At 60.0% G+C, this 22821-nt stretch carries 20 protein-coding genes; 1 reads left to right on the top strand and 19 read right to left on the bottom strand.

Annotated features, from left to right (window positions below; all coding sequences use genetic code 11):
* Positions 1-61: 61 nt before the first annotated feature.
* The 7 genes from BMZ66_RS17400 to deoC all read right to left on the bottom strand — a co-directional run bounded on the left by BMZ66_RS17400 (position 62) and on the right by deoC (position 6741).
* Positions 62-517: a hypothetical protein gene (locus BMZ66_RS17400; RefSeq protein ID WP_092676588.1), complete on the bottom strand. Its 456-nt coding sequence runs from the start codon at positions 515-517 to the stop codon at positions 62-64.
* Between the two features lie 222 nt (positions 518-739).
* A complete protein-coding gene (locus BMZ66_RS17395; RefSeq protein ID WP_234795140.1) occupies positions 740-2254 on the bottom strand; it encodes a S1C family serine protease in 1515 nt (504 codons plus the stop codon).
* 235 nt (positions 2255-2489) lie between these two features.
* Entirely contained in the window at positions 2490-3011 is a 522-nt protein-coding gene (locus tag BMZ66_RS17390) for an Hsp20/alpha crystallin family protein (RefSeq protein WP_092676585.1), read from the bottom strand.
* Positions 3012-3244: 233 nt separating this feature from the next.
* Positions 3245-4081, bottom strand: a complete 837-nt coding sequence (locus BMZ66_RS17385) for a hypothetical protein (RefSeq protein WP_143080263.1) — start codon at positions 4079-4081, stop codon at positions 3245-3247.
* 44 nt (positions 4082-4125) lie between these two features.
* Complete coding sequence (locus BMZ66_RS17380) at positions 4126-5313, bottom strand: M20 metallopeptidase family protein (RefSeq protein WP_092676579.1); 1188 nt, start codon at positions 5311-5313, stop codon at positions 4126-4128.
* Positions 5314-5519: 206 nt separating this feature from the next.
* Positions 5520-6092 (bottom strand): sporulation protein, encoded by a 573-nt coding sequence (locus BMZ66_RS17375; protein ID WP_143080262.1) that lies wholly within the window; start codon positions 6090-6092, stop codon positions 5520-5522.
* Positions 6073-6741 carry a deoxyribose-phosphate aldolase gene (deoC, locus tag BMZ66_RS17370; protein WP_092676573.1) on the bottom strand — a complete coding sequence of 223 codons (669 nt, stop codon included), beginning with the start codon at positions 6739-6741 and terminating at the stop codon, positions 6073-6075. The genes BMZ66_RS17375 and deoC overlap by 20 nt, the downstream gene beginning before the upstream one ends.
* A gap of 124 nt (positions 6742-6865) precedes the next feature.
* Between deoC and BMZ66_RS17365 the strand changes: the two genes are divergently transcribed.
* Positions 6866-7306 carry a hypothetical protein gene (locus BMZ66_RS17365; protein ID WP_092676570.1) on the top strand — a complete coding sequence of 147 codons (441 nt, stop codon included), beginning with the start codon at positions 6866-6868 and terminating at the stop codon, positions 7304-7306.
* A gap of 79 nt (positions 7307-7385) precedes the next feature.
* On the opposite strand, the gene secA is transcribed toward BMZ66_RS17365, so the two are convergent.
* From secA to BMZ66_RS17315, 12 genes are all read right to left on the bottom strand, one after another.
* Complete coding sequence (gene secA / locus BMZ66_RS17360) at positions 7386-10796, bottom strand: preprotein translocase subunit SecA (protein WP_092676567.1); 3411 nt, start codon at positions 10794-10796, stop codon at positions 7386-7388.
* 416 nt (positions 10797-11212) lie between these two features.
* Positions 11213-12109: an SDR family oxidoreductase gene (locus BMZ66_RS25850; RefSeq protein ID WP_214607024.1), complete on the bottom strand. Its 897-nt coding sequence runs from the start codon at positions 12107-12109 to the stop codon at positions 11213-11215.
* Positions 12099-13484: a family 1 glycosylhydrolase gene (locus BMZ66_RS25845; protein WP_234795139.1), complete on the bottom strand. Its 1386-nt coding sequence runs from the start codon at positions 13482-13484 to the stop codon at positions 12099-12101. The genes BMZ66_RS25850 and BMZ66_RS25845 overlap by 11 nt, the downstream gene beginning before the upstream one ends.
* Positions 13485-13586: 102 nt before the next feature.
* Positions 13587-14477, bottom strand: coding sequence for an SDR family oxidoreductase (locus BMZ66_RS25840; protein WP_214607022.1), 891 nt, complete (start codon positions 14475-14477; stop codon positions 13587-13589).
* Positions 14467-15831 carry a glycoside hydrolase family 1 protein gene (locus BMZ66_RS25835; protein ID WP_214607021.1) on the bottom strand — a complete coding sequence of 455 codons (1365 nt, stop codon included), beginning with the start codon at positions 15829-15831 and terminating at the stop codon, positions 14467-14469. Before BMZ66_RS25835 ends, BMZ66_RS25840 begins: the two co-directional genes overlap by 11 nt.
* Before the next feature lie 124 nt (positions 15832-15955).
* The gene (gene glf, locus BMZ66_RS17345) at positions 15956-17134 is read right to left on the bottom strand and encodes a UDP-galactopyranose mutase (protein ID WP_092676564.1); all 1179 of its coding nucleotides are present in this window, start codon (positions 17132-17134) and stop codon (positions 15956-15958) included.
* Positions 17135-17179: 45 nt separating this feature from the next.
* Positions 17180-18475, bottom strand: coding sequence for a glycosyltransferase family 1 protein (locus BMZ66_RS17340; RefSeq protein WP_143080261.1), 1296 nt, complete (start codon positions 18473-18475; stop codon positions 17180-17182).
* A gap of 192 nt (positions 18476-18667) precedes the next feature.
* Positions 18668-19168, bottom strand: a complete 501-nt coding sequence (locus BMZ66_RS17335; RefSeq protein ID WP_092676561.1) for a GNAT family N-acetyltransferase — start codon at positions 19166-19168, stop codon at positions 18668-18670.
* A gap of 40 nt (positions 19169-19208) precedes the next feature.
* The gene (locus BMZ66_RS17330) at positions 19209-19685 is read right to left on the bottom strand and encodes a hypothetical protein (RefSeq protein WP_092676557.1); all 477 of its coding nucleotides are present in this window, start codon (positions 19683-19685) and stop codon (positions 19209-19211) included.
* Between the two features lie 2 nt (positions 19686-19687).
* Positions 19688-20767 (bottom strand): hypothetical protein, encoded by a 1080-nt coding sequence (locus BMZ66_RS17325; protein WP_092676554.1) that lies wholly within the window; start codon positions 20765-20767, stop codon positions 19688-19690.
* Between the two features lie 126 nt (positions 20768-20893).
* Entirely contained in the window at positions 20894-21709 is an 816-nt protein-coding gene (dapF, locus tag BMZ66_RS17320; RefSeq protein ID WP_092676551.1) for a diaminopimelate epimerase, read from the bottom strand.
* Between the two features lie 154 nt (positions 21710-21863).
* Positions 21864-22715 (bottom strand): helix-turn-helix transcriptional regulator, encoded by an 852-nt coding sequence (locus tag BMZ66_RS17315; protein WP_143080260.1) that lies wholly within the window; start codon positions 22713-22715, stop codon positions 21864-21866.
* Positions 22716-22821 lie beyond the last annotated feature (106 nt).

Here is a 22821-nt window from a genome sequence, read left to right as displayed (position 1 = left end):
GGGTGCGGGCCGGTAGTGTCCCCACTATGTCGTTGGCAATTTGGGTTTTGCCCTGGGCCAGCTAGCGCGTTGTTGCGCTATCGCGCACTTTTATGCCGGCCCGTTCTTGCTGGTCTTTCAGCCAGCTCATGGCCTCGGCTTCGTCGTCGTAGAACAGCGGATAAGAATCCAGGGTGGCGGCGTGGCGGAGGTGCAGCTCCATTTCGGCGCTTTCGGCGGCCAGGCGCTGGTGCGGGCCGGCTAGGTAAGCGGTGAAAAGCGGGCCTTCCAATGCAGCTGCCACCTGCGGCGAAAACTGGTCCCGGAACCACTCGTTCAGGTCGGGCCCGGCCAGGGGGCGTCGGCGCAAGTCCAGCAGCCAGAAGCGGCAGTTGTCGTTCTTGCGGGCCGCCGACAGCATGGCCTGGTAAGTGCCCTGCAGCGCGGGCGGCGGCAGGGCTTGCAGCCAACGGCCGATAAGAATCCCAAGGTCGGGACGATATTCTAACGAAAAGGCGTCGGTTGAGAATGTCGACACAGATGGGGGGATGAGTCTATGATAATACCAAGCTATACGGTAGCTTTAAAAGAGAGTTAAGGCATAGCAGCGCTATGGGGGCACTATTTGCCTAGAAAACAGGCCAAAAAGCGGCTAGCGCGCCAGCTTAGCCAACCCGGATTGCCAGTTGCCAAGGGCCAAAAAAGAAGCCCCCGCCAATAACTGGCAGGGGCTTCTTTTTTCAGCAGTCAGCAGATTCGCTTACTCCTGACCGATGGGGTAGTACGCCTTGCGACCGTCGGGGTATAGGCCTTCCACCAAGGCGCCGGATTTCTCACGGGCTTGGTCGAGATAGCGCTTTACGTCGGCCGGCTTGGTCACTTCGTTTTTGTCGATGCGGGTAATAATGAAGCCGTCGGCCATGCCCGTCTCGCGGAAGTTGCTGCCCTTGATGCCGCTGATTTTAGCGCCGCCTTCCAGGCCTAGCTTGGCCTGCTCGCGGGCCGGCACTGGGCTTAGGGTAGCGCCTTCATACTTGATGGCGGCCGAAGCTGGCTCTTCGCGCACCACGCTGGTGGTACCGGTGGCGTTGCGCAGCACGGCGGTCACCTCGCTCGGCGTGTTGCCGCGCAGGTAAGTCACCTTGATTTTGTCGCCAGGACGGAAACGGGCTACCTGCTCCTGCAGCTGCGATGACGTATTCACGTTCACGCCATTGATTTTGGTAATCACGTCGCCGGTTTTCAGGCCAGCCACAGCAGCCGCGCTGCTCTCACTCAGGCCCTGCACATACACGCCGTTCAGGGTGTTCAGCTTCTTCTCCGAGGCCAGCTTTGCATCTACTTCCTGAATCTGTACGCCAAGCAGGGCACGCTGCACCACTTTGTACTTCAGCAGGTCATCGACCACTTTGCTAGCCAGCGAGCTGGGGATAGCGAAAGCGTAGCCTTCAAACGAGCCGGTGTGCGAGGCGATGGCCGAGTTGATGCCAATCAGGTCGCCGTTGAGGTTCACGAGGGCACCGCCCGAGTTGCCGGGGTTTACCACGGCATCGGTCTGAATGAACGACTCGATGCCCATGTTGTCCTTGCGGCGCAGGATGTCAATGTTCCGGCCTTTGGCCGAAATAATGCCCGCCGTCACGGTCGAGTTCAGGTTGAAGGGGTTGCCTACGGCCAGTACCCACTCCCCTACTTTCACGTCATCGGAGTTGCCGTACTTCACGAAGGGCAGGTTGTCGGCCTTCACTTTCAGCACAGCTAGGTCGGTGTTGGGGTCAGCGCCCACCAGCTCGGCTTCGAACTTGCGCTTGTCGTCGAGTACCACCTCAATCTTGGAGGCTTTGTCGATGACGTGGTTGTTGGTAACGATGTAGCCATTAGCAGCGATAATTACGCCCGAGCCGGAGCCCTGGCCACCGCCCCGCCCCTCGCGTTGCGGCGACTGTCCGTGAAACTGCTCCAATTGGTCGCCAAAGAACTGACGCAGGAAGGGGTCCATCTGCATCCGGCGCTGGTCAACGGCGGGAGCAGCGTATTCTGTCATTACGTGCACTACGGCCGGGGTCACGGCCGCAGCGGCAGCTACAAAGTTCATGCCTTCGGGCACGGCGTAGGTGCTGCGGCGCATCTCAGAAGTATAACGAACCTGGGGGTCGGCGGCTACAGCCTGGGGGGCCACAGGGGCCGGCTCCAACAGCTTATACCCCCCCACGGCCACGCCTCCACCAAGGATGGCAGAACCGAACAGGCCGAGCATCATTTGTTTTGCTTGCATGGGTAAGGGAAAAAGGTGGTTTGGTTATTTGAAGTACCTAAATTTAACAAGTCGGGTTTAAAAAACGACCGGTCGATAGCAAGTAATATTTTGGGCAACGCTGGAAGGATTCAATTTCGTGCCTCTGGGTTGCTTTTAGCAGAAAATGCCAGTTGGGGTGCTTGGTATGGTAACAAAGCTGGCGGCAAAAAAGGCACCCCGAGAGGTGCCTTTTTTTGCTAAACCACTCAGAAAATTAGCGAATTTCGATGTGTTGCTTGGTCACCTTCTCGGTGTCGAAGGGCAGCACGAGGCGCAGGATGCCGTCGGTCAGCTCGGCGCTGATGGCCTTCACGTTCACCGTCTCGGGCAGCCGGAAGCTGCGGGTGAAGCTGCCGTAGTTGGTTTCGACGCGGCGGAACTTGGGCGCAGCGGGAGCCTCGGGGGCTACCACGGCTGGCTTGTTCTCGTCGTTGGCGTTGTCTTCGGTAGCGGTGGCAGCGGCTTCTTTGGCAGCAGCAGCTGGGTTATGACGGTCGCCGGAAATCACCAGCTGGCCGTCGAGGAATTCAATGTTAACTGCTTCCTTCTTCACACCGGGCAGCGCCAGGTGCAGCTCAAAGCCTTCGGTCGTTTCGAGAACGTCGGTAGCGGGGGCGAAAGCGGGAGTAGGTTGTGCGGGAGCCGCCTTGGGGTCGCGGAGCATGTCGGCAAGCATCATGCTCAAAGCGCGGCTGGGACGCAGGGAAGGGCGGGTGTTATACAGCAAAGTTGCCATGGTGATGATAAAGATTTAAGGTTGTTGGTGAAGCTGTACCGCACTGCGGCACACTTCTCCTTCCTTAAATTCTGTACCAATCCCGCTGCAATATCAAATAACGACAATTTGTCTTTATTCAGCTAGCATATAAATGCAGAGATGACAGCACCTGCTATCAAAATGTCATTTCCAGGACATGAGAGCAGTTTGCTTAGCAGACCGGCTACCGTCAATTTGTCGCAATTATACTATTAGTGTTGGGTAGGCAGTTGCTTACGCTCGGCAGAATCGCCGCCTCGCAGAAACGTGAAACGGACATCGAGACCAATAACGGGTGCTATCAGGTTGAGCTTGCCCCCGCCCGTCTGTTTGCCGTTGGCGTCAAACTGTGCCAAGGTGTTGATGTAGGAAGTTTGATAAGCTACCCACGGCGTCAGGTCGAAGCGGGGCGATAGGCGCAGGCCTAGTTCGCCTCGAAGGCTTCCAAAATCCACTACCCGTTCCTGAAGAGAGTTTTCCGGGCGCTGCAGCCGCAGAAATGCAACCGCCTCGTAAGCGACCCGCGGGCGAAGCGCAACTTTTTCGTTTAGCGAAAACTGGCGCTCTACGTCAAAGCGCAGCCTAGCCAGAGCACGGCTCCGATTAGGGCTGTCGGGGCCATTGACGGGGTTATTGAACGTTATGGCGTATTCTGCGCCCAGACGCTGGCCAAAGGTGAACGAACCTATTTTGCCGGTATGACGCAGCAACAAGCCTGGTGTCACGTTACCAGGCAGGCGGATGATGTCACCGTAGCCGGCAAAATCTTCCCCCTGAAGAACCCGCAGGGTTGCCCCACCGCTCCATCGCTCATTCCAGAAATGTTCGTAGCCTAAGCGCAGCTGCCCCCCAATGTAGGTGCTGCCAAGGCTTTGAGTTAAGAACGTGAAGTTCACCCCAGCCAGCAGGTAATCGTTGCCGGCTAAGGCAACCTCTGCCTGCGCTTCGGGCACGAGCAATGGGTCCATGACGATACGCCGTTGAGCCGAGCCCGCAGTGGCAAACAACACACCAGCACCAGCCAGCAGCAAACGAAAAATAGACGGCATTGAGTCGATATTAGAAAACCAAAGCTACCAAATGTAACGGAACGCTAGCCCTGCAATTCTTTGATGGCCAGCCAGGCCATCAGACCAGGGCCGGTAGCCAAGGCCTGCTCGTCGATGTCGAAAGTAGGCGTGTGCACGGAGGAGGCAAACCGGCCGTCTTCGTGGCGCGTGCCCAGGCGGTAAAAGCACGCCGGCGCCGCCTGCGAGAAATAGGCGAAGTCTTCGGCGGCCATCCACTGGTCCAGCTCCACCACGTTTTCCGGGCCGAGGTATTCCTGTGCAGCCGCCTTGACGCGGGCGGTGAGCTGCGGCTCGTTTTCGAGGTACGGGTAGCCACGGCGGATTTCCAGCTCGCACACCGCGCCCATGCTATCAGCCAGGCCCTCGCAAAGGCGGCGCAGGTGCTGGTGAGCTTCGTCGCGCCATTCTTCGTTCAGGGTTCGGAACGTTCCTTCGATGTAGACTTCGTTGGGAATAACGTTGGTGGCGCCGTTGGCGATGACCTTGCCGAAGCTCAGCACCGACGGAATTTTGGGGCTGGAGCGACGGCTCACAATCTGCTGCGCAGCCACGATGATGTGGGCCGCCACCAGCACGGGGTCGAGGTTCATTTCGGGCATGGCGCCGTGGCCGCCTTTGCCGCGCACGGTCAGGTAGAGCTCGTCGGTGCTGGCCATGTAGCGGCCGGCGCGCACCCCAATTTTGCCCGCGGGCAGGTGCGGAAACACGTGCTGCCCGAGCACATTGGACACAGCCGGATTTTCCAGGATGCCCTCTTTAATCATCAGCGACGCACCACCGGGCAGCCGCTCCTCCCCTGGCTGGAACATCAGCTTGATGCTGCCCTTGAATTCGCCTTTTAGCTCGTTGAGAATGCGAGCCGCCCCCAGCAGCGAGGCCGTGTGCACGTCGTGGCCGCAGGCGTGCATCACGCCGGGGTTGGTCGATTTGTACGGCACGTCATTCGCCTCCAGAATGGGCAGGGCGTCCATGTCAGCTCGCAGGGCGATAGTGGGGCCGCCGGGCTGGCCTTCAATCAGGGCCACCACGCCCGTGTTGGCAATGGCCTGGGGCTGCAGGCCCAGCTTCTTCAGCTCCTCGGTGACGAAGGCGGCGGTGTTGGTTTCCTCGAACGACAGCTCCGGGTGGGCGTGCAGGTGGCGGCGTACGGCCACCGTGTCGGCGGCGTATTGGGCCGCGAGGCGCTGAATTTGGGGAATGAGGGCGAGCATGGAGTAGTCGTTAAACGATAAACTCCCCTCCTTATTAAGGAGGGGATGTTCGAGCCAAGGGCTCGGACGGGGGTGGTTGCACTCGTTGACCGATGGCTGAACGAGCCTCACGCAGTCGTTCGCCCATCGTTCAACGAGTGCAACCACCCCAGCTGCCGCTTCGCGTCAGCGTCCCCTCCTCAACTGAGGAGGGGAGTTTTTTGTGGTTATGGGTTCTTATTTAACAACACTTGCGTGGCCTCCAGCTCCAGCTTGGGGGTGAGGCCCCGGAGCCGGGCCATGCCGCGGGCTGCGTCCAGTTTGGTGACGTAGTCGCCGATGTACAACCGGTAAACCGGCGACTTAAACGTGATGTAATCGGTCTCATCGGGGTAGCGGCCGATGATGTTGCGGCGAATGGCCATTACCTGGTCGCGCTCCAGCCCGAGGTACACCAGAATGCGGTAGCCCTGGGTGTACTTCACGTTCTGGTTGGTGTAGGCCTGGTCGCGCAGGCGCTGCTCCACCTGCGCATTCACGTGGTTGGTGGGCGCCACCGCAGTTTTGATGGGCGCAACAGCAGACACTGGCGCTGCCTTGGGAGCAGCGAATACGGGGCGGTACTTGGTCACGTCCTCGGCCGGCATGGTGGGCGAAGACGTGGCCGCAGTGGTAGCCGCGGGCTTTTTTGTCGTATCAGCCGGCGTGCTGGCGCGCGGGGTTTGCGTGGCAGTGCTGGCGCAGGCGGCCAGGGCCAGCAGCGTGGGGGCCAATAGCATCTTAGGCAGCAGTCGTTTCATCGGTTTCATTAATCAGGGCCACACTGTTGGAAGAACCGATGCGGTCGGCACCGGCGGCCACCAGGGCCAGAGCAGCTTCGCGGGTGCGGATGCCACCGGCTGCCTTTATACGTACGGTGTCGGGCAGCACCCGGCGCATCAGCGTCACATCTTCGACCGAGGCGCCGCGGCTGGCAAAGCCTGTAGACGTCTTTACAAAGTCAGCTTCCCCGCCCACGCACAGCTGGCAGGCCAGCTCAATTTCCTCTTCCGTAAGCAGCGCCGTTTCAATGATGACCTTGAGCAGCGCCTGGTGCACGTGGCATAGGTCAGCCAAGTCCAGAATTTCGGCTTGAATAGCTTCCGTTTTTCCCGATTTCAGAGCCGAGATATTGATGACCATGTCCAGTTCGGTGGCACCGTTGTAAAGGGCCACTTCGGCTTCTTTGAACTTGACGCTGGAAGAAGAGTACCCTAGTGGAAACCCAATTACTGCGCAAATACCGGTGGTGGTTTCGGCTAGCTTCTCAGCCGCCAGGGCCACGTAGCACGGGGGCACGCACACGCTGGCAAAGCCGTGGGCCAGGGCCTCCTCGCAAAGCTGGGTGATTTGTACCTCGGTACAGTCGGGGCGCAGTTGGGTGTGGTCTATTCGGGCGGCAAGGGTCATAGGGCAAAGGTAGCGGGGAATGCAGCATGCACGGAGTAATGCCCTGGTTCGGGCTGCCCTTCTACTGCGAAAGCTGATTGCCGATATAGCGGGCGTACCTTTAGCCGCCTCAGCCCCCACCTTTATGCCCACGGTTTTCTCCGAAGTTTTTTCCCTCGATTACGAAGTGGCCCCCAACCTGCTGGTGGGCCGTTGGCTGACCAACGTGCCCGACCATACCCTGCACCCACCGCAGCAAGAGCTGCTCAGCGCGGCCCTGCAAAACAGCCGCTGCCGTTTCTGGCTGCTCGACATGCGCTCCCAGCACGAATTTTCCTCTGCCCTCCTCGACTGGCTAAAAGAGCTACTGGCCGAGCAGGTGGTAATGGTCCTCGGCTCGCCCGTGTTTCTGGCCTGTGTGGCCAGCGAAAGCCACCGCGACGAAATCGATAGCATCGGCACCGAAACCCTGTTGCGCCAGCAGGCCCAGCACGAGTTTTACCCCTATTTCTTCAACAACGAAGAAGACGCCCGCGAGTGGCTGGCCGAAAGCCAGTCGTACGAGTACCGCCCACCCCGGCGCTAGCGGTTGGCTGGCCACACAATAAAAAAAGAAGCGCCCCGACCAATTGGTCGGGGCGCTTCTTTTTTGTCACAAAACAACGCTAGTCCACCAGCACGCAGCGGTTGCTCAGCACGTCCTGCTCCACGGTCTTGTACTTCACGTCGCGTACCACGCGGCCGTCCATGTACTGCACGCTCACTTTGTCGTTACGGTTGGCCACTTTCTGGCTGCGCACGGGCACTTGCTTCTCTGCTACCTGCGGGTTCTGGTAGTCAGGGCCGAAGTCCTCCGGGCCCGCGCCCAGGGAGTCGAGGTTGCTTTCGTGCTCCACGGTGAGTTGGGGCTGGGGCTCCTCGTCTTCGAGGTAGTAGTCGGGTTCCTCGTTGGTACCCACCATGCTCTGCTGCACGGGCACATCGGCGTGGAACAGGAAGGAAGTAGTTTCCTCGTTCACCTTGCCAATCATGCGCTTGAATAGCTCGAAGCTCTCAAACTTGTATACCAACAGCGGGTCCTTCTGCTCGTACACCGCGTTTTGCACTACCTGCTTGAGGTCGTCCATCTGGCGCAGGTGCTGGGTCCAGGCCGTGTCAATCACGCTTAGCACCACCACCTTCTCCATCTGACGGAGGATGTCGTGGCCGCCGGTGGCCTGGGCGCGCTTCAGGTTGGCAATGGCTTGCACCTGCTTCTTGCCGTCGGTGAAGGGCACGGCGATGTTCTCGTAAGGCGAGCCGTTGTTCAGCAAGTCGTTCACCAGCGGCAGGGCGTTGGTGGCGATGTGCTCGTTCTTGCTCTGGAAGTAGCCGAGGGCTTCTTCGTAGAGCTTCTGGGTGAGTTGCGGCAGCTGCAGGCTGTTGAGTTCCTGCGCGGTGAGGTAGGTATCGTAGCCGAATACCTTGATGATGGCTAGCTTGAAGTCCTCGAAATCGCCCGTGATTTTGTGACCGGCGGCGATGTCCTCGCTCACGTCGTAAATCATGTTGAGGATGTCGACTTCCATGCGGTCGCCGTGCAGGGCGTTGCGGCGGCGCTTGTACACCACTTCGCGCTGGGCATTCATCACGTCGTCGTACTCCAGCAGGCGCTTGCGCGTGCCGAAGTTGTTTTCCTCTACCTTCTTCTGGGCGCGCTCAATGGAGTTGGTAATCATCGAGTGCTGAATCACCTCGCCCTCTTCCATGCCCATGCGGTCCATCAGCTTCGCAATCCGGTCGGAGCCAAACAGGCGCATCAGGTTGTCCTCAAGCGACACGAAGAACTGCGACGTGCCCGGGTCGCCCTGGCGGCCGGCACGGCCCCGCAGCTGGCGGTCGACGCGGCGTGATTCGTGGCGCTCCGTACCAATAATGGCCAGACCGCCCGACTCTTTCGACGTTTCGCGCAGCTTGATGTCGGTACCACGGCCGGCCATGTTGGTGGCAATGGTTACGGTGCCGGGGAAACCAGCGGCGGCCACAATTTCGGCCTCGCGCTGGTTTTGCTTAGCGTTCAGTACCTGGTGCGGAATGCCGCGCAGTTTCAGCATGCGCGACATCAATTCGGAGATTTCCACCGACGTGGTGCCCACCAGCACGGGGCGGCCGGCTTCCACCAGCTTCTGGATTTCCAGGGCCACGGCGTTGTATTTCTCGCGCACCGTTTTGTACACTTGGTCGTCGGAGTCCTTGCGCGAAATCACCCGGTTGGTGGGAATCACCACCACGTCGAGCTTGTAGATTTCCCAGAACTCGCCGGCTTCGGTTTCGGCTGTGCCGGTCATTCCGGCCAGCTTGTGGTACATGCGGAAGTAGTTCTGCAGCGTCACCGTGGCGTAGGTCTGGGTGGCGTCTTCCACGCGCACGTTTTCCTTGGCCTCGATGGCTTGGTGCAGGCCGTCGGAGTAGCGGCGGCCTTCCATGACGCGGCCGGTCTGCTCGTCCACGATTTTCACCTTGCCGTCGTCGGTCAGGATGTACTGGTCGTCCTTCTCAAACAGTGTGTAGGCCTTCAGCAGCTGGTTCACGGTGTGCACCCGCTCGCTCTTCTCGTTGTAGTCGCTCATCAGCTTTTCCTTCTGATGCAGCTTCTCTTCGGCCGAAAGCGTGGCGTTTTTCTCAATGTCGGCCACCGCCATGCCGATGTCGGGCATGATGAACAGCTTGGGGTCTTCGCCCTGGGCCGTAATCAGGTCAATGCCTTTTTCGGTCAGCTCAATCTGGTTGTTCTTCTCGTCGATGGTGAAAAACAGCGGCTCGTCGGCTTTGGGCATCTGGCGCGAGTTGTCGGCCAGATAGTGGTTCTCGGTGGCTTGCAGCACCGCCCGGATACCGGGCTCCGACAAGAACTTGATGAGCGGCTTGCTCTTGGGCAGTCCGCGGTGGGCGCGGAACAGCATCAGGCCCCCTTCGCCGTTTTTGTCGCCTTCTTCAACGCCGGTTTTGCCTTCGGCGATGAGCTTGCGGGCCTGCACGAGGTAGTTCTGCACCACTTTTTTCTGCTCATCGACCAGGCGCTGGATGCGCGGCTTGAGCTGGTAGAACTCGTGCACGTCGCCGCGGGGGACCGGGCCGGAGATAATGAGCGGCGTCCGCGCATCGTCAATCAGCACGGAGTCCACTTCGTCGACCATGGCGTAGTGGTGCTTGCGCTGCACCAGTTCCTCGGGGTCGCGCGCCATGTTGTCGCGCAGGTAGTCGAAGCCGAATTCGTTGTTGGTGCCGTAGGTGATGTCGGCCTGGTAGGCTTTGCGGCGCTCGGGCGTGTTGGGCTGGTGCTTATCGATGCAGTCCACGGTGATACCGTGGAACTCGAACAGCGGCGCGTTCCATTCGGAGTCACGCTTGGCCAGGTAGTCGTTGACGGTTACCAAGTGCACGCCGCGTTTGGACAACGCATTCAGGAACGACGGCAGGGTCGAAACCAGCGTTTTGCCTTCGCCGGTCGCCATTTCGGCGATTTTACCCTGGTGCAGTACCACGCCGCCGATTAGCTGCACGTCGTAGTGCACCATGTCCCAAACGATTTCGGCGCCGGCGGCCAGCCACTTGTTGCTCCAGGTGGCTTGGTCGCCCTGGATGACGCAGTTAGCGTGCGTGGCGGCATACTCGCGGTCGCGGTCGTTGGCGGTCACTACCAGCTGACCGTTTTCCTTGTAGCGGCGGGCAGTTTCCTTCACGATGGCGAAGGTTTGAGGCAGCACCTCGAGCAGCACGGCTTCAAGGTCTTTGTTGCGCTGCTTTTCCAGCGCGTCAATCTGCTCGAACAGCACCTCTTTCTGAGCTACGTCGAGCTGGGGCTGGTTCTCAATTTGCTGATGCAAGCCGGCAATCTGGCCATCGAGGCCCGCAAGGCGCTCATCAATGCGCGCACGGACATTTTGCGTCTGCTCGCGGAGCTGGTCGTCGGTCAGGCCGGCCAGTTTGGCATATTCGGCATTAATCAGCGCCACGTAGGGCACGATATCTTTCAAATCGCGCTCCGACTTGGAGCCAAATATTTTGGCGACGGTCTTGCCTAGGAATTCAAACATCAGGAAGTAGTTTAGCGAATAGCGCCGGGGCGCACCCCAAATTTACGGAGCCTTCCGCTAAAACCGTCCCAAAACAAATTTTACGACACCTTGGCAGAAGCGCAAAAGGTGTAACAGTGTAGTTGGCGTTGTGGTTCGCACGGCCGTCCAACCTCACCCCTAGCCCTACCGGGCACGACCCCTCCCCGCAGAGAGGGGAACCTGACGGCGCTATTTTTCATTGCGAGCGCAGCGCGGCAATCCGTCCTCTCAAGGTGAAAAGCCTTGGGGTATGACAAAGCTTTTTTATGCGAAAAGCCCCAAATGAAAGCAGAACCGGGGCTTTTCACATTATTAGGCTGGTCGCTGAGACTAGGACGGATTGCCGCGCTGCGCTCGCAATGACAGACGCAAGCTCACATCTACCATCCCACCAGCTAAACCCCTATCGGATGGTGCTCCATTTCCCGCACGCAACGGTCCAGGGCATGCTCCAGGGTGTGCAGCACTATGCCTTTCTCACTCACCAGCACGCTTTGACGGGGGCGGGCAGCGGGCAGGTCGAAGTGAGCCATAGGGCGAGGCACTACCAAATCCGGCGAAAGCCCGGCGCGCTCAATGGCCATGCGAGCCAGCTCGGCCCAGGTGCAGGAACCGTGGTTAGTGACGTGCCAAATGCCAGCGGCATCGTCTAGCAGCAAGTCCAGGGAAGTATTTACTAAATCGGGCACGAAGGTGGGCGAGATGCGCACGTCGTCGGCTGCTTCGAACTGCTCGCCGCGGCGGGCAGCCTGCACGGCAAAATGCACAAAATTATATTCGTCCCAGCTGCTGAAAAAGGCACTGGTGCGCACCACTAAGGCCTGGGGGTGCACGGCCAGCACGCGCTGCTCGGCGGCCAGCTTGCTGCGGCCGTACACGTTCAGCGGGTTAGGTTTTGATGACTCGGTGTAGGGGTCATCCTGCTCGCCATCGAACACCAAATCGGAAGAAAAGGTGAGGAAGGGCAGGTTGCGGGCGGCACAGGCCGTGGCCAGCACCGAGGGGCCGGTGGCGTTTTCGCTAAAGCACAAGCCAGCGTCGGCTTCGGCGGCGTCGACGCGCACGTAGCCGGCGGTGTTCACCACGGCCCAGGGGCGCACGGCATCCAAAACTTTTTCTGCCGATACGGGGCTGGTTACGTCAAGCTCGGCCCGGCCCAGGGCCACGGTTACCAGGCCCCGGGTGTGGCAGATGCGCTCCACCGCTCGCCCGAGCGTGCCGTGGGCCCCGGCTATGAGTAGGGGCCGAATGGCACGCTCGGGGACGTGGTCAGGCACAAAATCAGGCCGCATATTCGAGGTTTTCAGATTCGTCGTGGCGGGAGGCATACGTTGCCTTCTCGCGTGTTTTTACGGCGTTGAGTACGCGGGGTTGAGCCGGCGCGGTGCTGGGCTGGAACTGCACGCGGCTGGGGCGCTGCCACCAGCCAAGGCTCTGCATTATGGGGTGCTCGAACTTCTGGCCGTGGGCGAGGTGGCGCACCAGCTTGGCCAGCATGGTGGGGCGAAGCTGCCCGCTGCGCACGTCGAACACGCCGGTTTCGTAGCTGTCCACGTTGCGGGTGAGCAGGCTGTCCCAGTCGAAGGTGCCGAACAGCGACCAAACCGTGACGGCGCGTACGTCGGCGCCTTGAGCCCGGGCGGCGTTGGCCTCGTCCCACACATAGTGCAGCCAGCGCACCTGCTCCTCGCGGGTGCAGTTGAGGTGGGCCTCGGTGATGCTGACGGGCAACTTATAGCGCTGCCAAGCCTGCATGAGGAGGCTGCACACCCCGGCCATTTTCAGGGTGCCCACGCGCACGGCTTCCACGTCGGCGTAGTGCTGGCGGTGATTGCTGGCGCGGTGGCAAGGCCAGTAGTTGTCGGCGGCTTCGTCGAGGAATCGCTCGCTGGTGAGGTAGTAGTTTAGGCCCATCACATCGGGCGGGCAAGGGTTGTCGACCCAGCTTTGGAGTTCGGCTTCGCTGGCGCCGTGTTGGCGCAGGTATTTCCAGAAAGCGTGCGCAGGGGAAACTTTACCGCATAGAATATCAAAACTGAGCCAACGGCGGGTATTTTCAAAGTCGGCCTGGTAACGCATGGCCGGGGTGCTGTGAATTTGAGCCAGGTCTTCGGTTTGCACCAGCTTGGCGTGCGGGATGATTTCCCGGATGGCCTGCATGGAGAGCCGCGTGGCTTCGAGCTGGTTGAGCAGGGCGCGGACGAAGGTGCGGTCGTCGGCGGTGTGCGGGTACCAGTGCCCGTAGAGGGCGCTGAAGCGGGCGGTGGTCAGCGGCTCGTTCACGGGAGTGAAGTGCGTGAGCCAGGGGTAGCGTTCGGCCACTCTGGCCGCGTGCTGGGCCAAGCCGGTGGCAAAGTTGTCTTCGTGCAGGGCGGTGTAGCGGGGGCCGCTGCCGTGGTGCACCAGGCCGATAATGGGGTTGATACCAAGCTCGCGCAGGCGCGGCAGCCGGATGTCGGGCCAGGCCCAGTCGCAAGTGTCCGGATTATCGGGGCAGGTATGCTCCCAAAGGAGTGGGTAGCGCAGGGTTTTCAGGCCGAGGTCGGCCAGTGCGTCCAGGTCATCTAGGCGATGCCAATGGCCGTTACGGGTGAGTTGGTCAGAATATGTATCCCCCACGCGGCAGTGGCTGCATTCGATGCCGCCCCAGATATCTAGTTGGTTCATAGCGTTGGTAGTCGGTGGAACAAATGCCCCGCCCAGCATCCAGCTGGGGCGGGGCTTTAAATCATGCGGTTATCTTCAATACGAGCACATTGGAGCTTTTGGCTAAACTGATACTGGTACTACTGCTATGCCTAGCTCAGCCAGGCACCGTTCCAAGGCATCATCAATACTGGGCTGTATCATGCCTTTCTCACTCATTAACACGCTTTGGCGGGGCCGTAGCGCCGGCAATCCTAGCTCGGCGGTGGGACGCGCAATAATGAATTCTTCTGAGAACCCCGCCTTGCGGGCGGCCATGTGAGCTAGCTCGGCCCAGGTGCAGGCACCAAGGTTGGCCAGGTGCCAGATGCCGCTGGCCTCGTCGAGCAGCAGGTCGAGCGCGCCGTTAACCAAATCGGGCACGTAGCTTGGCGAGATGCGTACGTCGTCAGCTGCCTCGAAGGGCTGGTTGTGGCGGGCCGCTTCGAGGACAAAATGCACAAAGTTGAACTTGTCCCAGGCACTGAAGAACGCGCTGGCGCGAACCACCAGCGCCGCCGGGTACGCTGCCAGCACGGCTTGCTCGCCGGCCAGCTTGCTGCGGCCGTACACGTTGAGCGGGTTGGGCACCGACGACTCGGTGTAGGGCTCGTCCTGCTGCCCATCAAACACCAAATCCGAAGAGAAGGTCAGAAATGGTAACTCGCGTTCGGCACAGGCTGCGGCGAGGACGGCCGGGCCGGTGGCGTTTTCGCGAAAGCACCGTTCCTCGTCCGTTTCCGCCTCGTCGACGCGCACGTAACCGGCCGCGTTCACCACGGCCCAGGGGCGGTATTTGTCAAGGGCTCTGGCTACAGATTCCGGGTCGGCAATGTCCATGTCGGCGCGGCTCAGGGCTACGGCGGGCAGGCCACGCACGCCACACAGGCGGCTCAGGGCCTGGCCCAGCGTGCCGTGTGCCCCCGCAATGAGCAGGGGCACCGGCTGGGTTCCGCTATCAGGCTTAAGCTGCATGGTCTAGTTTATGTAGTGAGGACTCGGCCTGATTGCGCTGATTTTCTTCGTACATGCTCCTGGTTTCGGCCAAGTGCGGGCGGTAGAGCACGCGTTGGGGCCGCAGCCACCAGCCGGGAGTTTGCATCACCGGATGGCGGAATCTTTTGCCTTGCGCCAGCGTGCGCACCAGCTTGGCCAGCAGCGTGGGCCGGAGCTGGCCGCTGCGCACGTCAAAGGGGCCGGGCTCGTAATAGCCCACATTGCAGGTCAGGAGCTTATTCCAGTCATAGCTGCCCAGTATCGACCAGACCGTGACAGCGCACACATCGGCACCAAGCTGGCGGGCTTCCTGCGCCGCCTCCCACACGTGGTGCAGCCAGCGCACTTGCTCGTCGCGGGTGCCGTTGAGGTGGGCTTCGGTCACGGCGATGGGCAGGCGGTAGCGCTGCCAGGTTTGCAGCAGCAGGTTGGCGATGCCCACTGTTTCTACCCCGCCCACGTTGATGGCTTCGGTGTCGGAGTAGGTCAGGCCGTCGTTGACAGTGACGGTGCGCGCGGGGTAGTGTTCCATGGCCTCGTCCAGAAACCGCTCGCTGCTGAGGTAATGATTAATGCCCAACACGCAGGGCGGGCAAGGATTGTCGACCCAGCTCTGCAGCTCGGCTTCGGTTGCACCGTGCTCCGTGAGGTAGCCCCACAGCGGATGCGCAGCTGTCACGCGGCCGCACAGCAGGTCGAGACTGAGCCAGCGGCGGTGGTTTTCAAACTCAGCCCGGGCGCGCAGCGCGGGCGTGCTGTGCGCCTGGCCCAAGTCTTCGGTTTGCACCAGCTTGGCGTGCGGGATGATTTCGCGGATGGCCTTCATCGAAAGCCGCGTGGCCTCCAGCTGGTTGAGCAGGGCCCGCACGAAGGTGCGGTGACAAGTGGTGTGCGGGTACCAGTGCCCATAGAGGCAACTGAAGCGGGCAGTGGTCAGCGGCTCATTCACGGGGGTGAAGTGGGTGAGCCAAGGGTAGCGTGCGGCCACGTTGGCCGCATGTCGGGCCAGGCCGGGGGCGAAGTTGTCTTCGTGCAGGGCCGTGTAGCGGGGGCCGCTGCCGTGGTGCGTCAGGCCAATAATGGGATTGATGCCCAACTCACGCAGCCGCGGCAGGCGTTCGTCGGGCCAGGCCCAGTCGCTGGCATCGGGGCTGTCGGGGGCAGTATGCTCCCAAAGCAGTGGATAACGCAAGGTTTTGATGCCAAGGTCGGCAATGGCGTCGAGGTCGCTGATTCGCTCCCAGTGTCCGTTGCGGGAGAGCTGGTTATAGTAGCCTTCCCCGACGCGGCATTGACTGCATTCAATGCCACCCCAGATTTCTAATGGATTCATTTGAAAGAATATGTAGGGAGGATAATTGCCCGGCCAACGCTCAGCTTGGTCCGGACTTAAATCAAACTGCCACCCCAATGCTTGCGCGTGAGGTGGCAGTCTGAGATTGTGCGAGGAGTTTTTACTACTCCTGCTTGGGGGAACGGCTCACCAGTTTTTCAACCAACGACGTGCTGCCCGAAATGGCCGGACGGGCGGGCTTGGCCGCATTCTCGCGCTCCGTCAGCTTCTTGTAAAGCGTGAGCGCCTGAGCCACTACCTGGTCCATGTTGTAGTACTTGTAAGTAGCGAGGCGGCCTACGAAATGCACGTTGGGCGTCTCATCGGCCAGTTTCTTGTACTTGTTGTACAGCTCGGCGTTTTCCGGCATCGGAATGGGGTAGTACGGGTCGCCCTCGGCTTGGGGGTACTCGTACACGATGGCCGTTTTGGGGTGGTCCTGGCCGGTGAGGGCCTTGAACTCCGTGATGCGGGTGTAGGGGTGCTCGTTGGGGTAGTTCACCACGGGCGCGGCCAGGTGCTTCTCTTTGCTCAGCGTTTCGTGCTTGAACTCGAGCGAACGGTAGGGCAGCTTGCCAAATTTGAAGTCGAAATACTCGTCAACCGGGCCAGTGAAAATCATCTCCTTGAAGGGAATGAAGTCCATTACCTCGTGGTAGTCGGTGTTGAGCATCACCTTGATGTTCGGGTGGTCGAGCATCTTCTCAAACATCCGGGTGTAGCCGTGCAGGGGCATGGCCTGGTAGGTGTCGGTGAAGTAGCGGCCGTCGCGGTTGGTGCGGGTGGGCACGCGGCTGGTCACCGATTTGTCGAGCTGCGAAGGGTCGAGGCCCCACTGCTTGTTGGTGTAGTTCTTGAAGAACTTGTTGTAAAGCTCGCGGCCGACTTTGCTCACCACCACATCTTCCGACGTTTTGACGACGTCTACCTTCTCGGCTACCGACTCGAAGAACTGCTCCACTTCGAAGCTGGTCAGGTTCAGGCCGTAAAGTTTGTTGATGGTATCGAGGTTGATGGGCATGGGCACCATCTGGCCGTCGACAGAAGCCAACACATGGTGCTCATAGGGGCGCCAGTCGGTGAAATTGCCGAGGTAGTCAAATACATCCTTCGAGTTGGTATGGAAGATGTGCGGGCCATACTTGTGCACCAGAATGCCGTCTTCGTTATAGTGGTCGTAGGCATTACCAGCAATGTGGTTGCGCTTATCGATAACAAGGACCTTCTTATTGCTGCGGGTGGCCAGCCGCTCGGCTAGCACGCTGCCGGCAAAACCGGCCCCAACGATGAGGTAATCGAACATGGTGCGTAGGAGTATGGGAGTGTAGAAGGGACTAAATAAGTTGGGCTAATTGCGCAGAGCCGAAGCCGAGGGGCTGCCCTCGGACGTGCCATCGGCCGGTTGGTTGCTTGCGGCGGGGGCCGCGTCGGGAGTTTTCGCAGCGAGGCGCTGCTGCATCAGGTCGACCATGCCCTGCCAGGTTTGGTCCCAGGAGATGGTGGCCAGGTAGTCGTCGGTGCGCTGGCGCCAGTCGGCGTCGTCGCGCTGGGTAAGGGCCTTCTCGATGGCTGCGCCAAAATCGTTGGCGTTGTCAGCAATCTGCACCAGGTTCAGGTCGCCGTAGGGGCGCACCACATCGCGAATCGGTGTGCTTACTACGGGGTTGCCGGCCGACAGGTATTCCGGGGTTTTGGTCGGCGAAATGAACTTGGTGCTTTCGTTATCGGCGAATAGCAATGTTGCTACATCCCAACCCTTTAAATAGGCGGGAAGTTCCTTGTAGTCCTTACCGCCGAGGTAATGCACGTTGGCGGTACGGGGCAAAATAGCGGGGTCAATCTTGACCACAGGCCCAATAATGACGAATTGCCATTCCGGGTGGTTCTGCGATAATTCGCGCAGCAGCTCGATGTCGAGGCGCTCGTCGACCACCCCAAAGAAACCAACACGCGGGTGCGCAATGGAAGCTTGGTCGGCGGGTTCGGCCAGCGGGCCACGGGCCTGACCGAAGTGGTCCTTGTCGATGCTGCTGGGGAAGGCGTGGGCGTCGGCATGTTGCTCGCGCTTCGCTTCGTACAGCGTTTGGCCGCCCGTGAACACGAGGTCGGCTTTCTGGAACAACTCCTGCTCGCGCTTTTTCAGCTCGGGGTGGGCAAACTTGAAGTTGGCCAGCTCGTCCATGCAGTCGTACACGGTGAGCACCGGCGTGAAATGCCGCGACTTGCCTATCGCCATGGGCGTATAGTACCAGGAAACGTATTTCGTAATCTGTTGCTCGGTAAAGTATTGGCTTAGGATTTCGGCTTGCGCTTGCTCACTGGCCGTTTCATCGTCGCGCAGGCGCTGGGGCAGGTGCACCACCACCACCTTCACATTGTTGTCCCGCTCTTTTATCTCGATGTGCGGCTCAACCAGGTTGTCGCTGTGGTAAAAGGCATCTTCGATATAAAACACGCGCCCGTGCTGGGCAAAACGGGAAAACAAATGCTGGGGGCGCTGCCACACAAAGTCCCAATGCAAATGCGCAAAGCAAACCAGGTCTGGCAGGGTATATGCGGTAGTATTTTCGGCAGCTGATGCGCTGGGCCGGGCAGCGGTGGAGGAGGCACGCAGGGGTGCTTCCGCCGTCGACGATGGTGGCATGGAAATCAACAAGAAGATAAGATTTCGCGCCGCTCCGGAATAGCAACAGGATAGACGACCGGGGCGCTTGCCACCCTATACGGACCCGTTAGGGCGAAGGATATGGTTGAGCTTACTTTGCTAACAGGCCACGCATTAAATTCTTTAATGCTAAGTATAAATACCAAGCCTCCGGGAAAACGCGTAAATACACTATAGTAGGCACTGCCATTCCACGGCATCGTCCCAGCCGCTGGGAGTCCGCAGCCACTGGTGGCGCGTGCCCACCCGCCGGAACCCCGCGGCCCGGAACAACCTCAAACTAGGGCCATTACCAGCACCCACCGTGGCATACACTTGGTGCAGGCGCAGCACCTGGCGGGCATGAACTTTGAGCAGTTCCAGCGCTTGCCGGGCGTAGCCGTGCCGCCGGTGGCTGGCTAAAATGGTGATGCCAATTCCGGCCCGCTGGTGCAGCGGGTCGTACTCAAACAGGTCGACCACGCCAACCGGCGCGCTGCTAATTTCAGTAGTAACCACGAGCCGCAATTGCCTCACTACGTAGAAGTCGGCCGTAGCGTGCGTCAAATACTCACGCAGTGCGTGTTTGGACACGGGGCCCATTGTGTCCGACACGCCCCAGATGTCCGGGTCGTTCTCCAAGGAGAATAGGAAATCAAGGTCTTCGGGCTCGAGGGCGCGCAGATAGAGCATAGCACAAACGCCCAAACCTGGGCAAAGTCCCTTACGAAAACTACCGCAAGGCGGCTATGCGTTTCAGGTCTTGGTTGTTGGGTTCGAATGCCAGGCCTTTGCGGGCATAGGCTTTGGCGCTGACCACATCGTTGGCTCGGCCCGACGCCAGGCAAGCGGCCAGGTACACGTTGGCTACCACTTCGTTTTCAATGGAGGCGTCTTTGTGCGCGCGGGCCTGCTCAAACAGGGTGAGGTATTTCTTTCCTTCGGTGCGCTTGCCTTGTGCAAAGTAGTCGAAGGCCGCGCGGCCGTAGGTAAACAGGTAGGCTTGCTGCAGCAGCGGGCTGCTCTTCTCCTGCGGGTTTTCGTACGCAAACAAATCCAAGCTGCCCAACATGCGAATGCCGCCACCGCTGCGGCTGTTTTCTTCCCGCACCAAGGCATTAACCAAACCCTGCAGGTCGGCGCTGGCCGGATTGAAATGGTAGGCGCGCATGAGCAGCTGAAAGGCAGCCGTGTTGTTTTGCTGCAACATTTTTATGCGCCCCCGCTGCATGTAATAGACAAATGAAATAGCGCCCCGTGTGCTCGAATCGGCCACGCTGGTCTGAAAGACTTTGTAGACGCCGCGGTAGGTGGCGGTGTCGCCTTTGTCGAGAGAAACTTCTGAGTGAGCACCCGGAAGTCGTTGACCGCCTCGTCGCGAAACTTGGTGCCGGGCTGGCGGGCATAAAAATCCGCAAGCAATTCCACTTCTTCTATTTTGGAATAGCTAATGCCGCTTAGCCGGTGGCGCAGGCTTTCGAGCAGCAAGTACTTGGTTTCGACGGCGGGGAACAACTTCTCGACCTTTTGCAGGGCCTGGTAGCTTTCCTCGGGCGCTTCTTCGGTAAGGGCCAGCACGCCTTTGTTGTAATACTGCAGTGAAATGAGCTGGGTCAGGCTGATGGTTTTGTCGGCCTGAAATTTTTGCTTGAAAACTTCCTCGGTGCCCAGCCGGGCTACCTCTTCCTGGCTCACCAGCTTATGTTCGGCCAAGTACTCTACATAGGCCTTTTTGAAGCGCGCATCGGGCAAGAAGTAACCGCCCTGAGGGTCGGTGGCCTCCACGAGAATGTTGCTGCCTTCAGGGTCAGCCACCACGTACACGTGGGTGGGCTTTTGCTTGATGGCGTACGGAATGCGATAGTGCTCAAAAATCAGGGAGTACAGCGCCGAAACGCTCACGCAGTTGTACACGCCAGACGAAATGGTTTGGTCAAACGTAGCCTTGTCTTCGTACTTGGAGAGGAAGTCCTTGTGCACGATGTCGAAAATGGTGCGCACGCGCTTGGCCAGGGATTTGCCTTCGGGCCGGGTGGCATCTACCTGCGCATACACGTTGGCCAGCACCGTGGTGGCGTGCGCCAACTGGGCCTCATTGGCGCCGGGTTTGATGGCTAGTAGTTGCGCAAGGCGGCTTTTTTCCGTGGCGGGTTCGGCTGCATTCAGGGCCGCTTCTTCGAAAGCCGACGCATATACGAGGTGGCGCGCAATGGGCTTGGGGGTTTGCTGGGCAAAGGCGGCCGTGAGTGGCAAGCACAGGGCCGCGCCAAGAGCGAGTATTTTTTTATTCATAAAACAGGTAGAATATAGAATTAGGCTAAATAGTCCTCTGTTGCTAAAATCGAGCAATTTAGCAACCCAAACCCAAACCGCAATGCTTCTATTCTCCTATTTTTTTTACAAGCCTTCTACCGTTCCCTACTCCAGCACTCCGCCAAATACGCGCACGGCCGGCCCGCTCAGCCAAATATTGTTGAACCCACCGTCGGCTCGCTTGTCGAAGGACACTTCCAAGTCGCCGCCGGGCGTGCGCAGGCGCACCGGCGACTGCGCACCGCGGCCACTGGCGGCCAGCGCCACCGCCGTCACGCCCGTGCCGCAGCTTAGGGTTTCGTCTTCCACGCCGCGCTCGTAGGTGCGCACGGGCCAGGGCTGGCTGGGGTCGCCGGGCACTTCCACAAAGTTGACGTTGGTGCCGGCGGGGTCGTAGGCCTGGTCGTAGCGAATGTCGTGGCCAGCGGCGAAGACGTTGAAATCAGCTAGGCTGGGCGCCTCGGCCGGGTCGAGGAAGTGCACGTGATGGGGCGAGCCGGTGTGCAGAAAAACGTCGTCCTCCCTGCCGGGCACGGCCCCTACTTCGGCTTCTTGGGGCGGGGCCACGTCTATCATTTTCAGGCGCACGGTGCCATCGTCTTCGACCTTGGCGTCGTGGGGGCCGTCGATGGCCAGGAAATGGGCGGTGTCTTCGATAATGCCGAGGTACTTGGCAAAGGCCACGAGGCAGCGGCCGCCGTTGCCGCACATGGAGCTGGGGCGGCCGTCGGCGTTGAAGTACACCATTTCGAAATCGTAGCCGGTGAGGTCACGGAGTAGCATGAGGCCGTCGGCGCCGATGCCGAAGCGACGGTTACAGAGGCGGGCAATGTAGGCGTGGTCGGTTTCGTCGAACTCCATGGCCCGGTCGTCGATGATGACGAAGTCGTTGCCGGTGCCTTGGTATTTATGGAAAGTCATCTTTGGGAAACTACGGGGGTTGGCGACGGTTGGCCGTGAGCAGGCTTACCGGATGTAACTACAAAGATTCGCCTGAATAACCGTGCTACGCAGAACAACCTTGCTGGCAGGATAAGTTTTTCGCTGTCCGGGCTGCGCACCCGCCCTTCCGAGCCTACAGCTGTTCGCGCCGGGAGCCTTGGCTTCGAAACTGCCGAGGCGACTGCCCGGTGCGGCTCCGAAAAAACTTGCCGAAGTGCGACGGGTCGCTAAAACTCAGGTCGAAGGCTATTTGGGCCACCGTGCGCTGGGTGTAGGCCAGCAGGCGCCGGGCCTCGGTGAGGCGCCGCCGCGCAATGAGCTCCCCGGCCGTGGTGCCCAGTGCCTGCTGGCACAGCTGGTTGAGGTAGCGCGGGGTAATGCGGAGCTGGGCCGCGTAGTCATGCACCAAAAAACGGCGACGGTAATCGGCTTCCAGCAGCCGGCGAAAAACCTGCACCTGTTCCGGCTCGGGCGGGCGGGAAGCGGGCGCAGCGGCTTGCTCACGCACCAGCAGCGAGAGCAGCACCTGCAGGTAAGAGCGCACCAGTTGGGCGCTGTCGGGGGCGGGGGCGTCGCTCTCGCGTTCAATGCGCTCAAAAAGTGCCGCAATCTCGTCGGCGTGGTCCTGCACCGGCCCGGTGGCGCCTAGGCTGTCTTCGCGCAGCAATCCGGCTAGGGGGTTGTCGGCCACCAGGTCTTCGCTCAGCAGCAGCACATAGCCTTTGGGTACCTGGGTCAGCTCCCAGTGATGCACCTGGCCGGGCCGCACCAGGTAGAAGCGCTGCGGGCCCACCGGGCAGGTGTGAAAATCAATGGTGTGGCTGCCGCCGCCCTGCGTCAGGTAAATCAGCTCGAAATAATGCGCGTGGCCGTGCGGGGAAGTGGTTTTGATGACCTCGCGCATGCGGCGACACACCCATTCGTTGCGGGGGCCGCGCTTGTCCTTGATGGGAACTTCGGGCGCTTCGGGCAGGGCATTTCGCATAAAATAGGCAGGAAAGGAAAACAACTGGGAAGCCCGCGAGTCGGGCTAGGCTTCCGTATTATACCAGTAATGCGCGTTTTTGTACTGGCAGAAATAAGCGCGCTGC

The organism is Hymenobacter arizonensis (assembly GCF_900115775.1).
GTDB classification, from domain to species: domain Bacteria; phylum Bacteroidota; class Bacteroidia; order Cytophagales; family Hymenobacteraceae; genus Hymenobacter; species Hymenobacter arizonensis.
Note: the sequence above shows the minus strand (reverse complement) of the source record. Positions and strands in the feature narration are given on the sequence as shown.